Origin of the sequence: Cryobacterium soli (assembly GCF_003611035.1) — a bacterium.
Classification (GTDB): domain Bacteria; phylum Actinomycetota; class Actinomycetes; order Actinomycetales; family Microbacteriaceae; genus Cryobacterium; species Cryobacterium soli.
In genome coordinates, this window is the sequence record NZ_CP030033.1 from 785,958 (window position 1) to 799,654 (window position 13,697).

The window sequence follows — 13,697 nt, forward strand, 5'->3', positions numbered from 1 at the left end:
GGTGCCAACGGATGTCGGGTCATCCGCCGAATCCGGTACCCACGTGTGTCAGAACATCCGCCCGAAGCCAGGGCGGCAGGTCAGAACAGCGGCCAGGGCACCGCGGGCATCTCGCCCTCTGGTTCGGGGAAACGGGCGCGGGTGCGCAACCGGTCGCAGCGGGCGGCCAACGCGGCCAGCTCGGCCGGGGTGAGCAGGCCGGCCAGGATAGCGCCGAGGGCGCCGTCCAACGCCGCGCTGACCCGGTCGATACCGGCGAGTTCGTCGATGCTGAGCTCGTCACCGATCCAGCCCCAGAGCACGGTGCGCAGTTTGTGGTCGGTGTGGAAGGTGAGGCCGTGGTCGACGCCGTGCCGGTGGCCGTCGGTCATCGGCAGGATGTGCGCGCCCTTGCGGTCGGCGTTGTTCACCACGATGTCGAACACGGCCATCCGACGCAGCGCCGTCGTGTCCTCGTGGATGAGCGAGACCAGCCGGTCGTTTTCGTCGCGGCCCTCGAGCACCTGGCGCCAGTCGTCGGGCACGGCGTCGGACGACACGAGGTCGACGGCTTCCTGGTCGGGGTCCGCTTCCTGCCACAGCTGCACCATGCCCGGACCCATCGGCCCGTCCCGCAGCCAGGTGCGGGGCACGACATTCCAGCCGAACGTCTGCGAGACCAGGTAGGCCGCCACCTCGCGGCTGGCCAGGTCGCCGTCGGGGAAGTCCCAGAGCGGGCTCTCACCGGCCACCGGTTTGTACACGACGGCGACCCCGTCGATGGTGCCGAAGAAAGTGGCGTTGGACGCCGTCGTGATCCGGCCGGTGAGCTCGAGGGCACCGGCGAGAGGATCGTCCTCCGGCGGCATCACTCGCCGGGCAGCGGGCAGATGTGGCCGTCGGCGTCGATGGGGTTGCCGCAGAGCGGGCACATGGGCCGGCCGGCGCCCACCACTTCGCGGGTGCGCTTGGCGAACGCGCGGGCGGTGCCCACGGGCATCCGCACCATCAGGGTCTCCCCCGGCTCGAGCGCCTCCGGGTCGAGTTCGGGGGTGCCCTCGTCGTCGAACCGGTACGCCTCGAGCACGATCTGCACCGTCGACGGGTCCCAGCCCAGGCTCATGGCGGCCGTGCGGAACTCCTCCTCAACGGGCTGCTCCAGCGGATCGTTGTCGACAAGCTCGACCGGGGTGCTGGTGGGGATGCTGAACGGGTTACCCTCGTGGGCCATCAGCTGGTCGAGGATCTCGTCGATCTTCTCGGCGACCAGCGCCGACTGCTGCTTCTCCAGCGCGATGCTGACGATCCGCGGCCCGGTGCGCACCTGCAGATAGAAGGTGCGAGAGCCGGGCGGGCCGACCGTACCGATGACGACCCGATCCGGCCAGGCGAACTCATGGACGATTGTAGGCATGGAGGTATTTTAGGCGCGCGCGGACGTTGGCGGCTGGTGTCCGGCCCCGCCGCCGACCGGCGCGTCGCCCGCGGGCGTGCTCGCGGCCAGCCAGGAGAGGTCACCGGCATCCGTGTTCGTGGCGATCACGCTCGGCCGGGCGGCGCCGTACCGCACGATCGAGACGGATGCCGGGCCCACGTTGATGCGCTGGAACAGGTCCAGGTGCATACCCAGCGCGTCGGCCAGGATCGACTTGATGATGTCGCCGTGGCTCACCGCCACCCACACCGCGCCGGGGCCGTGCTCGGCCTCGAAGGCCGCGTCGAGGCGGCGGATCGCGGCGACCGAGCGGGACTGCATGGTGGCCATCGCCTCGCCGTTGGGGAAGGTGACGGCCGAGGGCTGCGTCTGCACCACCGACCAGAGCTTCTCAGTGGCCAGATCGCTGAGCGAGCGGCCCTGCCAGTCGCCGTAGTCGCACTCGGTGAGGTCGTCCTCCACGGGCGTCGCGGGAGTTCCGGTCTGCTCGTTGAGAATCCACTCCGCCGTCTCCCGGCAGCGCTCCAGCGGGCTGGACACCACACCCACGACCGGCACCACGGCCAGCCGGGTGCCGGTCAGGCGCGCCTGCTCCCGCCCGATGTCGTCGAGCAGCACTCCGGCGGTGCGGCCGGCCAGCATGCCGGTGGCGTTGGCGGTGGTGCGTCCGTGCCGCACGAGGATGACTGTGGCCATGGGTACAGCCTAGACAGCGCTCTGTCCCGGAGTGTTCGCACGCTTGAGAGGAGTCAGTGAAGTTCTGAGGACGGAAAGGCCTGGGGTGACCCGCTCGTGCCGATGTCCTGGAAAACTCGCGCGAGGTCAGGCGGTGACCCGGAAAGGGACGCTCAACAGGGTCTCGGCGCGGGACGACGGGCCCACCAGCAGGGTGAACTCGCCGGGTTCGACCACCCGGGTGCCACGCGCATCCACCAGACTGCAGTCGGCGACCGGCACCTGGATGCTGACCGTGGCGGTCTGCCCGGGCTGGAGCTCCACCTGGGTGAAAGCCTTCAGCTCCTTCTCCGCCCAGCTCACCGAGGTGACGGTGTCGCTCACATACGCCTGCACGGTCTCCAGCACCGGCCGGTCGCCGGTGTTCTGCAGCGTGATCTGCGCGGAAACGGTGTCGAGGAGGGTAACGACGTGCTGCTGCACCCGGAGGTCGGAATACTCCACAGAGGTGTAGGAGAGCCCGTCCCCGAAGGCGAACGCCGGGTCCTGGGTCAGATCGGCATACCGGTTGCCGTGCTGGCCGCGGATCTGGTTGTAATAGGTGGGCTGCTGCCCCACATGGCGGGCGAACGAGATCGGCAGCCGGCCGGACGGTTCGGTGATCCCCAGCACGATCTCGGCGATAGCCCGGCCACCCTGCATCCCGGGGCTCGCGACCCAGATCACGGCGGCGGCGTTCAGGGCGGATGCCGGCAGCACCAAGGGCTTGGACGCCATGAGCACCACGATCATCGGGGTGCCTGTCGCCGCCAGGGCGTCGAGGAGGGCGATCTGGCCGCCCACGAGTTCGAGGGTCGCAGTCGACCGGCCCTCGCCGACGAGCTCCACCCGGTCGCCGACGACGGCCACCACGTAGTCGGCGGCGGAAGCAGCGGTCACGGCCTCGGCGATGAGGTGCGCGTCGGGCTCGCACGGAACGACCAGTTGGGGCCGGGGCTGGCCATCGGGGAAGAACTCCCCCGCCGGGTCCGGCGCCAGTCCAAGAATGTCGGCACCGCGCGCCACGGTCAGGTCCCATCCGGCCGGGACCAGCTCCCGCAGCCCGTCGAGCACGGTGCTGATCATGGCGCGCGGATGCCCGTCCGGCAGCCAGCCGGCCTGGCCGGAGGACCCGGCCCAGTCGCCGAGCTGGGTCTGGGCGTCGTCGATCAGGGGACCGACCACGGCCACTCGTTTGACGGCCGACCGGCCGACCGGAAGCGGCAGCACACCCTCGTTCCGCAGCAGCACCACCGAACGCCGGGCGACCTGCAGGTTCAGGTCGGTGTGCTCGGCGTTGGCGATGACCGCCTGCGCCATCGGATCGGGCAGCCGCGGGTTCTCGAACAGGCCCAGCTCGAACTTGAGGGTGAGGATGCGCGCGACGGCGGCGTCCAGGTCGGCCTCGGTCAGCATCCCCAGTTCGACGGCCTCGAGCGCACCGGCGAAGAACCCGGGTGTGGTCATCACCATGTCGTTGCCGGCCTTCACGGCCGCGGCCGCGGCGTGCGTGTGGTCGGGCTGCACCTGTTGTTCCCACACCATCCGGCCCACGTTGTCCCAGTCGGTGATGAGCGTGCCGGTGTACCCCCACTCGCCGCGGAGCACGTCGTTGAGCAGCCAGTCGTTCACCGTGATGGGCACCCCGTCGATCGACTGGTAGCCGAGCATGAAGGTGCGGCAGCCTTCCCGTGCCACGCGTTCGAACGGCGGCAGGAACCACGAGCGCAGCTTGCGCTGGGAGATGTCGGCCTCGCTCGCGTCCCGGCCACCCTGGGTCTCGGAGTAGCCGGCGAAGTGCTTCGCGGTGGCCAGGATCGCGGTCGGGTCGCTCAGCCCGTCGCCCTGATAGCCGCGCACCATGGCGCTGGCCAGTTCGCCGATCAGATGCGGGTCCTCGCCGAAGGTCTCGCCCACCCGGCCCCAGCGCAGGTCGCGGGCGATGCAGAGCACCGGCGAGAAGGTCCAGTGGATGCCGGTGGACGCGACCTCGACCGCGGTCGCCCTGGCCACCTGCTCGATCAGGTCCGGGTCCCAGGTCGCGGCCAGGCCCAGTTGAACGGGGAAGATCGTGGCGCCGATCCAGAAGGAGTGCCCGTGGATGGCGTCCTCCCCCACGATCAGCGGGATCCGCAGCCGGGTCTGGGCGGTGAGCGCCTGCGCCCGGATCAACCGCTCGGGCGAGGCATGCAGGATCGAGCCGACATGGGTGACCCGCACGTGATCCTCGATGTCGTCCCGGGCATCCAGCTGCATCATCTGCCCCACCTTCTCCTCCACCGTCATGCGGGCCAGGAGGTCGGCGACACGGTCACCGATGGTTCGGGACGAATCGAGGTAGACGGGACCGGCGCTGAGGGCCTCGGAGGCGGGGACTGTGTTCACGGTGGAAAACTTACCGTCTTGTCAGTAAGTTATCCAGTGTCGCCTCGCACTCAACCGGAGGCGCGTAGAATCCGGTAGCGAAACTCTCCCGACGGCATAGGTGACGACCTCGATGGTTACTGAACGACGACAGTCCCACCCGCGACCGCAGACGGTCGCGCGCCGGAAGGAGATCCTGCAAGCCGCGGTCGAGATCTTCGGCAGCAAGGGATATGTCAACGGCACGCTCTCCGACATTGCCGAGCAGGTCAACATGACCCACCCGGGCATCCTGCATCACTTCGGGTCCAAGGATCAGCTCCTCCTCGAGGTGCTGAGCTACCGCGACGAAATGGATGTGCAGAGCCTGGCCGGGCAGCACATCCCCGACGGCATCGAGTTCTTCCGGCACCTCGTGGCCACGGCCCTGGCCAACGCCCACCGGGCCGGGATCGTGCAGGCCTACGTGGTGTTGTCGGCCGAAGCTGTCACCGACGGCCATCCGGCCCGGGGGTATTTCGTCGAGCGGTACCGCACCCTGCGGGCCGAGGCGCGTCAGGCCTTCGAGGCACTGTGTGCGGAGCGCGGAACGGTGCCCCCCGCCACCGCAGCGCTCGCCGCGGCCTCGGTGCTGGCCGTGATGGACGGTCTGCAGGTGCAGTGGCTGCTCGATCCCACCGACGTCGACCTGGCCCAGGCGAGCGAATTCGCCATCGAGGCGATCGTCTCCTCGGTTCTCGACGCCAAGCCTTCGGTTCTGGCGACGGATTCCCCGTGAACCAGAACGTGCACTTCATCACCTTCGCCACGGCTGACCTGGCCGCGGCGAGGAGCTTCTACTCCGTAGCGCTGGGCTGGACGCCGCTGGCCGACGTGCCGGGCGAGATCATCTTCTACCAGGTCGCCCCCGGCATGGTGCTCGGCCTGTTCGACGCCGAGAAGTTCAACCGGGACCTCGCCACCGGCGCTGACCACTCCGCCGTGTCGGGAGTGACCCTCTCGCACAACGTCGGGAGTCCCGGCGAGGTACGCGCCGTGGTCGCAGCGATGACCGCCGCGGGCGGCCGCGTGGTCAAGGCCCCGCAGGCCGGGGCGTTCGGCGGCATCTTCCACGCCCACGTGCAAGACCCCAACGGCATCATCTGGGAGATCGCGCACAACCCCGGCTGGCACGTGTCGCCGACCGGCGCCGTCAGCTTCGGCTGAGCTCGATCCCCGCCCGCCCCGAATCGGTGCACCGTCCAGACACGGCGGCGGACCGATGGCCGGCGGCCCTGTTGCCGGGCCCAATTCGGGTGTATCTGTGGCGCATGGTTACCGCAATCGACGAGACGACCGAGCTGGCCTGCGAGGGCAGCACCGACCCGTTGACCACCACGCCCGTGGTCGGAACACCGACGCGGGAGTACGCCGACGTGCTCCTCCCGGGCACCGAGACGGTGGCTTCCGGGGAGGTCCGGGTGACGATCCTGGGCAGCGGCGACCCCTTCGTGAAGAACGGCCAGGCCTCGGCCTCCCTGCTCATCGAGGTCGGCAACGCCGAACACGACATGTTCTTCTTCGACCTCGGCTCGGGGTCGCTGGCCAACTTCACCGGGCTGCGCCTGCCGGTCACCGACACCACCAAGGTCTTCCTCAGCCACCTGCACGCGGACCATGTCGGCGACCTGCCGACGCTGCTGTGGAGCCTGGCCAAGGCCGGGCGGCGCGACCCCGTGGAGATCTGGGGGCCGGCCGGGGAGTTCCGGCCGCTGGGCACCCGGGCGTTCACCGAGCACCTCGAGATGGCCCACGCGTGGGACACGGAGTCGTTGTGCGGGCATCCGGGGCAGTCGGGCGCGGCGACGGTCACCGAGGAGGTTCCCTACGACCGCACCGCGGTGGTCTACGAGCGCAACGGGGTGACCATCACGTCGTTCCCGGTCATCCACCTGCTGAACGGCGCCGTCGGCTACCGGCTGGACTATGCGGGACGCAGCGTCGTGTACTCCGGGGACACCCGCCCGTGCCGCACCGTCATCGAGGCCGCGACCGGGGCCGATCTGCTCATCCACGAGACCTTCCCCACCGCCCAGGTGCTGGCCGAGAAGGCTGGCATGCCGTTGGAGGTGGCCGCACTGATCGTGGACAGCGCCCACACCAGCCCGGCGATGGTCGGCACAGTCTTCGACCGCGCCGGCGCGCGGATGTCGGCGATCTTCCATCTCGCCGTCGACCACGACACCGTCGGTCCGGTGTTCGCCGCGATGCGTACCCGGTACGACGGCCCGGCCGTGATCTGCCAGGACCTTACGGTGTTCGACATCACCACGGAAGCCGTGGTGGTGCGCCAACGCACGCTGGACCCCATGGCCTGGCCCGTCGTCGGCCCCACGCACGTCTCGGGCCCGCCCCTGTCCGCGCCGCACGCTCCCCCGCCGTGGTGGGCCGACGCTCTCCTCACCGAGTAGGCGGCCTCCCACATGGTGGCGGCGACGACGGTTCTGGCGATCATCGTTCTCTGGAGCGCGCTCTCCAAGCCGCTGGACGGGCGCGGTGTCACCTCGGCCCTGTTCCTCACGGTCGCCGGCTTCCTGGTCGGCAGTTCCGCCCTCGGCTGGCTCGACATCACGGTGGAGTCCGAGGTGGCCCAGCGGGTGGCCGAACTGGCGCTGGTGCTGTTGCTGTTCAGCGACGCCACCCGGCTGGATCTCCGCGCGCTCCGCCGGCAACTCGGCTGGCCGAGCCGGTTGCTCCTGATCGGGCTCCCGCTCACCCTGGCCGCCGGCGTCCTGGTCGGGGTGCTCGTCTTCCCCGGCATGGCGCTGGCCTCGGTGGTGCTGCTGTCCACGATGCTGGCCTCGACGGATGCGGCGTTGGGGCAGAAGGTCGTGTCCGACCCCGCGGTACCGGCCCGGGTGCGACAGGCACTCGATGTGGAGGGCGGCCTCAACGACGGCCTGGCGGTGCCGTTCTTCCTCGTCGCGCTCGAGCTCGCCAACGCCGAGCTCGAGACCAGCGCCCCGTCTGCGGTGCTCGTCACCATGGCGGAACAGATCGGCTGGGGGCTCCTGGCCGGCCTCGCCGCCGGCATCCTGAGCGGACTGCTCTATCGCATGGGCGAACGGAAGGGCTGGATCTCCGCCGAGTGGGTGCAGATCATCCCGCTGGCGGCGGCGCTGCTGGCGTACACGATTGCCCTGACGCTCGGCGGCAGCGGATTCATCGCCGCGTTCGTCGGCGGGCTCGCGTTCGGCCGGACCTCCGGGGCCCGGGGCTCGGCCGTCACCCTGCTGGCCGAGGACGCCGGCGGCCTGTTCGCGGCCGTCACCTGGATCGGCTTCGGCGCGCTGGCCCTCGCCCTGGCTCTGCCCCACCTGACCTGGCAGGTCTTCCTCTACGCCGCCCTCAGCCTCACCCTGGTACGGATGATTCCAGTGGCGATCGCCTTCGTCGGTCAGGGGGTGCGGCTGCCGACGGTGGCGTTCATCGGCTGGTTCGGCCCGCGCGGACTCGCGTCCCTGGTGTTCGCCCTGCTCGCGGTGCAGCGCGGTGTGCCCGAGGGCAAGGTCGTGCTCACGACGGTGCTCGTGACGGTCGCGCTGAGCGTGATCCTGCACGGCCTCAGCTCGGTGCCGCTGGTGTCCGCGTATCACCGCTGGTTCACAGCCTACGCGGCCCAGCATCCGGACAGCGCGGAAGCCGCCAGCACGACGATGTCGCGCCGACGCCGCCTCCCCGACTCCGGGTCGCGGTCCGGGCGACACGACACAGACGGCTCGGCTAAGCGGCCGGGTTGAGCGCGGCGATGGCGGCCGGGTAGCGGCCCTCGACCTCCGCGAAGCGCAAGAACTTGACGGTTTCGACGAGGATCTCCCGGGCGTCCGGCTGGGTCTCCAGCAGCGCCATGACCTCGTCGGCGAAGGCGTCGAGCGGCATGAAATGCTCGTTCACCGAGTTACCGGCCATGAGTTCGGTCTGCACGGCCGGCGGCACGAGTTCGATGACCTTGACCGTGGTGCCGGCCAGCTGCATCCGGATCGTTTCGCTGTACTGGTGGATGAAAGCCTTCGTGCCGTTGTACGTCGGCGTGTAGGCCAGCGGGGTGTGGGCCAGCCCGGAGGAGACCGTCATCAGGGTCGCATCCGGCCGGGTCTGCAGGTGGTCGATGAACGCCGCGATCAGGCGCAATGGTCCGTTGATGTTGGTGTCGACGATCCGCTCGGCTTCCGCCAGGAAATCGGCGCCGCGCACGTCTTCGGCGTTCATCACGCCGGCCATGGCGACGAGCACGTTCAGCTCGCCGTGCTGGGCCAGCACCCGGTCGCGGGCGGCGAGCACCGAGGCGGGGTCGGTGATGTCGATGGTGACCGTGGAGAAGCCGTGCGCGGCGGCGAGGCGCTCCAGCACGTCGGTGCGGCGTCCGCCGATGACGACGGTGTTGCCGGCGGCCTGCAGACGCAGCGCCAGGGCGAGTCCGATGCCCGACGTGGCGCCGGGAATGAAGATGGTGTTTCCGGTGATGTTCATGTCTCGAGTGTGGAACGGGCACGCTGCGGGCGGGAGAGGAGCCCTTGTCGTAGGACTGCCGGTCCCTGTCCCACGCGTTGCCGATGACGGATGATGGAGGAATGGACCAACCTGCCCTCGCCGCGTTCCTCCGCTCCCGCCGCGCCGGGCTGCGCCCCGAGGATGTGGGGCTCCCCGCCGGAGCGCGCCGCCTGGTGCCGGGCCTGCGCCGCGAGGAGGTCGCCGCACTCGCCGGGATGTCCGCGGACTACTACGTGCGGATGGAGCAGGCGCGCAGCCCGCAACCGTCCGAGCAGATGCTGTCGGCGCTGGCCCGGGCCATCCGGCTCACTAGTGACGAACGTGATTACCTGTTCCGGCTGGCCGGCCACAATGTGCCTGCGCGTACCCCTCAGGATACCCACGTCGCCCCCGCACTGCTGCGGGTCTTCGACCGGCTCGAGCATACCCCGGCTCTGATCCTGTCCAGCCTCAACGAGACCCTGGCGCAGAACCGGTTGGGGGCGGCGCTCCTCGGCGATCACTCCCGGCACACCGGACTGGCCAGGAGCAGTGTCTACCGCTGGTTCACCGAGCCCGCCGAGCGGGAGATCTATCCCGTCGCCGACCGGCACCGGCAGAGCAAGGCCCAGGTATCCAGCCTCAGGATGGCGCTGGGCACCGCCGGTCCCAGGTCTCGTGCGGGCGTGTTGGTGCGGGAGCTGCACAAGGTCAGCCCCGAGTTCACCGAGATCTGGGAACTGCACGAGGTCGCGACCCGGTTCGAGGATCACAAGACGCTCATTCACGCCGAACTCGGGCCGATCGAGCTGGACTGCCAGGCCCTGTTCACCGAGGACCAGGGCCAGGCCCTGCTCATCCTCACCGCAGCTCCGCGCAGCGAGGCGGCAGAGAAACTGGAGCTCCTGGCTGTGATCGGGCGGCAGCAGTTCACCCCGGCGCCCGAGTCCCGGTGACCGCCTGATCACGGGGGGTCGGTGACCACCGCCGTGCTGTCCAGCGACAACATCACGAGTCGGGCGTTCCCGGTCTCGACCGGCACGGGTGCGGCCCCATCGAGGATCAGCGCGGATTCCGGCGGCACGGCCGCATCCGCCAGCTCCAGGGTGCCCTCCAAGACGATGACCGCCCGCGTGTCAGCCGTGAGGGTGGCGGGCCCGGTGAGCGTGTCGAAGCTGAAGGCGGGGTCCAGCCCGCCGCCGACGAAGGTGAGAATGAGCACCCGGCTCGCCCCGGCCATCCGCAACCGCGGCCGGCGGAACTGGGCGGTCGGTGAGCGCACGAGCATCGCCTGGTCGCGGCGCAGCGGCAGCTGACGCTTCACCGGGCCGGCCAGCACCTGCGGGCCCGACATCCCGACGACGAGCTGGTGGGTGTCGGCCGGTGCGTGCAGGGTGGCGGTGTGACCGCGCAGTTCGAGCAATTTCAGCTGCCAGAGCAGGTCGAGCCCTGGCATCGAGGCGGTCCAGATCTCTCTCGTTCCGCCCTCGCCGTGCTGGAGCGGTTGGCGGGGCAGGCGGCCGAAATCCACGATCTGGGGCGGATGCGGCGGCTGGGATGCGCTGGTTGTCGTCATTTCACTCGGTCGGCCTGCTCGGAAGTCACGGCCGGGGAAAACGGCGGTGCAGGGCGGATATGCTCATCCGCCCTGCACCGCGGGGTGGTGGTCAGGCCTGGCGGTCGGCGAGGACGTAGCCCTCTTCGCCGTGCACGACGGTGTCGATGCCGGCGATCTCGTCTTCGTTCTTGACGCGGAAGCCGACGGTCTTCTCGATCGCGAAGCCGATGACGTAGGCGAGCACGAAGGAGTAGATCAGCACGGAGAACGCGGCGATGGCCTGCACCAGCAGCTGGGTGGCGTCACCACCGACGAAGAGGCCGGTGCCGTTGGCGAAGAAGCCCAGGTACAGGGTTCCGAGCAGACCGCCGACGAGGTGGATGCCCACGACGTCGAGCGAGTCGTCGAAGCCGAGCTTGAACTTCAGCTCGATCGCCAGGGCACAGACGGCGCCGGCGAGCAGGCCGAGCAGGATCGCCCAGATCGGCTGCAGCGACGCACAGGCCGGGGTGATCGCGACGAGACCGGCGACGGCACCGGAGGCGGCACCGACGGAGGTCGGCTTGCCGTCCTTGATCTTCTCCACGACGAGCCAGGCGAGCAGGGCGGCGGCCGGGGCGGCGATCGTGTTGACGAAGGCCAGCGCGGCGGTGCCATCGGCGGCGAGCTCGGAGCCGGCGTTGAAGCCGAACCAGCCGAACCAGAGCAGGCCGGCGCCGAGCAGCACGAACGGCGGGTTGTGCGGAACGCTGACGCCCTTCTGGAAGCCGACTCGTTTGCCGAGCACCAGGGCCAGGGCCAGGGCGGCCGCACCGGCGTTGATGTGCACCGCGGTTCCACCGGCGAAGTCGATGGCGCCGACGCCGAACCACTCCTGCATGCCGTAGGTGATCCAGCCGCCGTAAGCGAAGCTGCCGTCGTCGGCGAGGCCGAAGTTGAACACCCAGCTGGCCACGGGGAAGTAGACGACGGTCGCCCAGATGGTGGCGAAGATCATCCAGGAGCCGAACTTGGCCCGGTCGGCGATCGCGCCGGAGACGAGGGCCACGGTGATGATGGCGAAGGTGGCCTGGAAGGCGACGAACGCGAGCGGCGGGTAGGCGGCGCCCTCGGGCACCTCGACCAGGCTGGACAGGCCCAGCGCCGACGAGTCGATCGACCAGGGGAAGATGAGTCCTTCAGATCCCGGGAACGCGATCGCATAGCCGTACAGCACCCAGAGCACCCCGATGAGACCCATCGCGCCGAAGCTCAGCATCATCATGCTGATGACGCTCTTGGCTTTGACGAGTCCGCCGTAGAAGAACGCGAGTCCCGGCGTCATGAGCAAGACGAGAGCAGCACATATGAGGAGGAAAGCTGTATTACCTTGTTCCATTTCGAAGGACCTCTCTGCAAGAGACGCTGGGCGTAGCGTCGGATACGCCACAGTTTGGTCCGCGTTCGTTTCGTCTGACAGATCGATATGTTTCCGGGTTGTTTCGAGATCACCCTGGTTTGTAAACAACATGTGACGCCACCCGGGAGACGGCCAGCCTAGGCTGGATTGCACACGCGAGAGAGGGGAGACAGCGATGGCTCCGACTACAGCCGACACGACCGTGACCCACACGCTCGGTGCGGTGCTGGCCGAATTGGCTGAGCTCGAGGACCCGCGGGTCCGCGCGGTGAACGTCACCCACGGTGACGACCACGGGGTGAATCTGACCCGGTTGCGCGCGGTCGCCAAACGCCTGAAGACCCAGCCCGACCTCGCCCGAGAGCAGTGGGCGACCGGAGACACCGCCGCGCGACTGCTGGCCCTGCTGATCTGCCGCCCGAAGGCATTCGAGGCGGGCGAGCTGGACGCCATGCTCCGCAGCGCGGGCACACCGAAGGTGCAGGACTGGCTGGTGAACTACGTCGTGAAGAAGAACCCGCACGTGGAGGACCTGCGAGTGCTCTGGTTCGACGACATCGACCCCGTCGTCGCCAGCGCGGGCTGGGCGTTGACCACCGATCGGGTGGCCAAGAAGCCGCACGGTCTAGACCTGCCGGGGTTGCTCGCTCGGATCGAGACCGAGATGCGACAGGCGCCGGCCCGGCTGCAGTGGGCCATGAACCATTGCCTGGCCCAGATCGGGATCGAGCACGCCGAGTACCGGGCCCGGGCCCTCGCCATCGGCGAACGCCTTCAGGTGCTCAAGGACTACCCGACTCCCCCGGGCTGCACCTCGCCGTACGCGCCCGCCTGGATCACCGAAATGGTCAGCCGGCAGCAGCCCCGGTAGCCTCGTCGCCCGGCGGGGAGCGGATGCCGAATGGCCCGTAGCCAGCCGCGGCGAACGGGCGTACCGTTCGGGCCATGGCGAACCTCATCGAGAAAATGGCGGAATCGGTGCCCTCCTGGGGCGCGAAGCTGGCGTACGGCGAGAAGACCACGGTGGGCGGGCACGATCTGGTGCCCGTCGCGCTGGTCGGTTTCGGTTTTGGCGCCGGCGAGGGCTCCAGCGAAATGCCTGAGGGCGGCATTGGCCCGGCGGGGATGAGCGTCGGCGAGGGCCGGGGCGGCGGAGGCGGCGGCTACGCGGTGCCGATCGGTGCGTATGTCAGCGGACGGAACGGGCTGATGTTCCGGCCCAACCTGATCGCCCTGCTGGTGGTGGCCGTGCCCGTGGTGTCCGCGGGCGGGCTGGCGCTGGCCCAGATCATCCGCGCGTTGCGCGGCGTCACCCCGAGCTGAGACGAGGCCACCATGACCGACAACAAGACGCGCTACGAAGAGTTCAAGATCTCCGGGGACGACCTCCTCACCAAGGTGCGTGAGCTCATCCACGAAGGAAACGTGCGCCGGGTGTTCCTCAAGAACGACAACGGTGAGACCATCCTGGAGATCCCCCTCACCGCCGGCCTGGCCGTCACCGTGATCACGGCCGCGTTCTCGCCCGTTCTGGTCGCCGTCGGCGCTATCGCCGCCCTGCTCGCCCAGGTGACCGTCGGCGTCGAACGTCCCGCGACCGCCACCGACCAGACCGACGCCGAGCCACCGGCCGGCGACGAACCTGCACACGGAGACCCCGCCGTCGGAGACCGTGCCGGCGGAGACGACGGCCGATCGGACATCCCGAACGTCCCGTGACCTCGCTTGGCCGCCACCGG

General features: G+C 69.5%; 15 protein-coding genes. 8 read left to right on the forward strand and 7 right to left on the reverse strand.

Going from position 1 to position 13,697, the window contains the following annotated elements; translation table 11 throughout:
* Nucleotides 1-80: 80 nt before the first annotated feature.
* The 4 genes from DOE79_RS03645 to DOE79_RS03660 form a co-directional block, all read right to left on the reverse strand.
* Nucleotides 81-848 (reverse strand): SCO1664 family protein, encoded by a 768-nt coding sequence (locus DOE79_RS03645; protein WP_120337328.1) that lies wholly within the window; start codon nucleotides 846-848, stop codon nucleotides 81-83.
* Entirely contained in the window at nucleotides 848-1,393 is a 546-nt protein-coding gene (locus tag DOE79_RS03650) for a DUF3090 domain-containing protein (protein ID WP_120337329.1), read from the reverse strand. Before DOE79_RS03650 ends, DOE79_RS03645 begins: the two co-directional genes overlap by 1 nt.
* A gap of 9 nt (nucleotides 1,394-1,402) precedes the next feature.
* The gene (locus DOE79_RS03655) at nucleotides 1,403-2,110 is read right to left on the reverse strand and encodes an MSMEG_4193 family putative phosphomutase (RefSeq protein WP_120337330.1); all 708 of its coding nucleotides are present in this window, start codon (nucleotides 2,108-2,110) and stop codon (nucleotides 1,403-1,405) included.
* Nucleotides 2,111-2,236: 126 nt separating this feature from the next.
* Complete coding sequence (locus tag DOE79_RS03660; protein WP_245977099.1) at nucleotides 2,237-4,513, reverse strand: exo-beta-d-1,3/1,6-glucosidase; 2,277 nt, start codon at nucleotides 4,511-4,513, stop codon at nucleotides 2,237-2,239.
* Nucleotides 4,514-4,625: 112 nt separating this feature from the next.
* Here DOE79_RS03660 and DOE79_RS03665 point away from each other — a divergent pair, with 112 nt between their 5' ends.
* The 4 genes from DOE79_RS03665 (at nucleotide 4,626) to DOE79_RS03680 (ending at nucleotide 8,271) form a co-directional block, all read left to right on the forward strand.
* The gene (locus tag DOE79_RS03665) at nucleotides 4,626-5,270 is read left to right on the forward strand and encodes a TetR/AcrR family transcriptional regulator (protein ID WP_120337331.1); all 645 of its coding nucleotides are present in this window, start codon (nucleotides 4,626-4,628) and stop codon (nucleotides 5,268-5,270) included.
* On the forward strand, nucleotides 5,267-5,698 hold the full coding sequence (locus DOE79_RS03670; protein WP_120337332.1) for a VOC family protein: 432 nt from the start codon (nucleotides 5,267-5,269) through the stop codon (nucleotides 5,696-5,698). The genes DOE79_RS03665 and DOE79_RS03670 overlap by 4 nt, the downstream gene beginning before the upstream one ends.
* 104 nt (nucleotides 5,699-5,802) lie before the next feature.
* Nucleotides 5,803-6,942, forward strand: coding sequence for a guanitoxin biosynthesis MBL fold metallo-hydrolase GntH (gene gntH, locus DOE79_RS03675; RefSeq protein ID WP_120340136.1), 1,140 nt, complete (start codon nucleotides 5,803-5,805; stop codon nucleotides 6,940-6,942).
* Between the two features lie 12 nt (nucleotides 6,943-6,954).
* Nucleotides 6,955-8,271: a cation:proton antiporter domain-containing protein gene (locus tag DOE79_RS03680; protein WP_120337333.1), complete on the forward strand. Its 1,317-nt coding sequence runs from the start codon at nucleotides 6,955-6,957 to the stop codon at nucleotides 8,269-8,271.
* Here DOE79_RS03680 and DOE79_RS03685 read toward each other — a convergent pair.
* Nucleotides 8,255-9,001 (reverse strand): SDR family oxidoreductase, encoded by a 747-nt coding sequence (locus tag DOE79_RS03685; protein ID WP_120337334.1) that lies wholly within the window; start codon nucleotides 8,999-9,001, stop codon nucleotides 8,255-8,257. The genes DOE79_RS03680 and DOE79_RS03685 overlap by 17 nt on opposite strands.
* A 101-nt stretch (nucleotides 9,002-9,102) precedes the next feature.
* On the opposite strand from DOE79_RS03685, the gene DOE79_RS03690 reads away from it, so the two are divergent.
* Nucleotides 9,103-9,957 carry a helix-turn-helix transcriptional regulator gene (locus DOE79_RS03690; RefSeq protein WP_120337335.1) on the forward strand — a complete coding sequence of 285 codons (855 nt, stop codon included), beginning with the start codon at nucleotides 9,103-9,105 and terminating at the stop codon, nucleotides 9,955-9,957.
* Between the two features lie 8 nt (nucleotides 9,958-9,965).
* Here the strand turns inward: DOE79_RS03690 and DOE79_RS03695 are convergent, their stop codons facing one another.
* Complete coding sequence (locus tag DOE79_RS03695; protein ID WP_120337336.1) at nucleotides 9,966-10,577, reverse strand: hypothetical protein; 612 nt, start codon at nucleotides 10,575-10,577, stop codon at nucleotides 9,966-9,968.
* Nucleotides 10,578-10,668: 91 nt separating this feature from the next.
* Nucleotides 10,669-11,937 (reverse strand): ammonium transporter, encoded by a 1,269-nt coding sequence (locus DOE79_RS03700; protein ID WP_120337337.1) that lies wholly within the window; start codon nucleotides 11,935-11,937, stop codon nucleotides 10,669-10,671.
* A 196-nt stretch (nucleotides 11,938-12,133) separates the two neighbouring features.
* On the opposite strand from DOE79_RS03700, the gene DOE79_RS03705 reads away from it, so the two are divergent.
* The 3 genes from DOE79_RS03705 to DOE79_RS03715 all read left to right on the forward strand — a co-directional run bounded on the left by DOE79_RS03705 (nucleotide 12,134) and on the right by DOE79_RS03715 (nucleotide 13,677).
* Nucleotides 12,134-12,829 carry a DNA alkylation repair protein gene (locus DOE79_RS03705; RefSeq protein WP_120337338.1) on the forward strand — a complete coding sequence of 232 codons (696 nt, stop codon included), beginning with the start codon at nucleotides 12,134-12,136 and terminating at the stop codon, nucleotides 12,827-12,829.
* A gap of 74 nt (nucleotides 12,830-12,903) precedes the next feature.
* Nucleotides 12,904-13,281: a hypothetical protein gene (locus tag DOE79_RS03710; protein WP_120337339.1), complete on the forward strand. Its 378-nt coding sequence runs from the start codon at nucleotides 12,904-12,906 to the stop codon at nucleotides 13,279-13,281.
* Between the two features lie 12 nt (nucleotides 13,282-13,293).
* Nucleotides 13,294-13,677: a DUF4342 domain-containing protein gene (locus DOE79_RS03715; RefSeq protein ID WP_120337340.1), complete on the forward strand. Its 384-nt coding sequence runs from the start codon at nucleotides 13,294-13,296 to the stop codon at nucleotides 13,675-13,677.
* Nucleotides 13,678-13,697 lie beyond the last annotated feature (20 nt).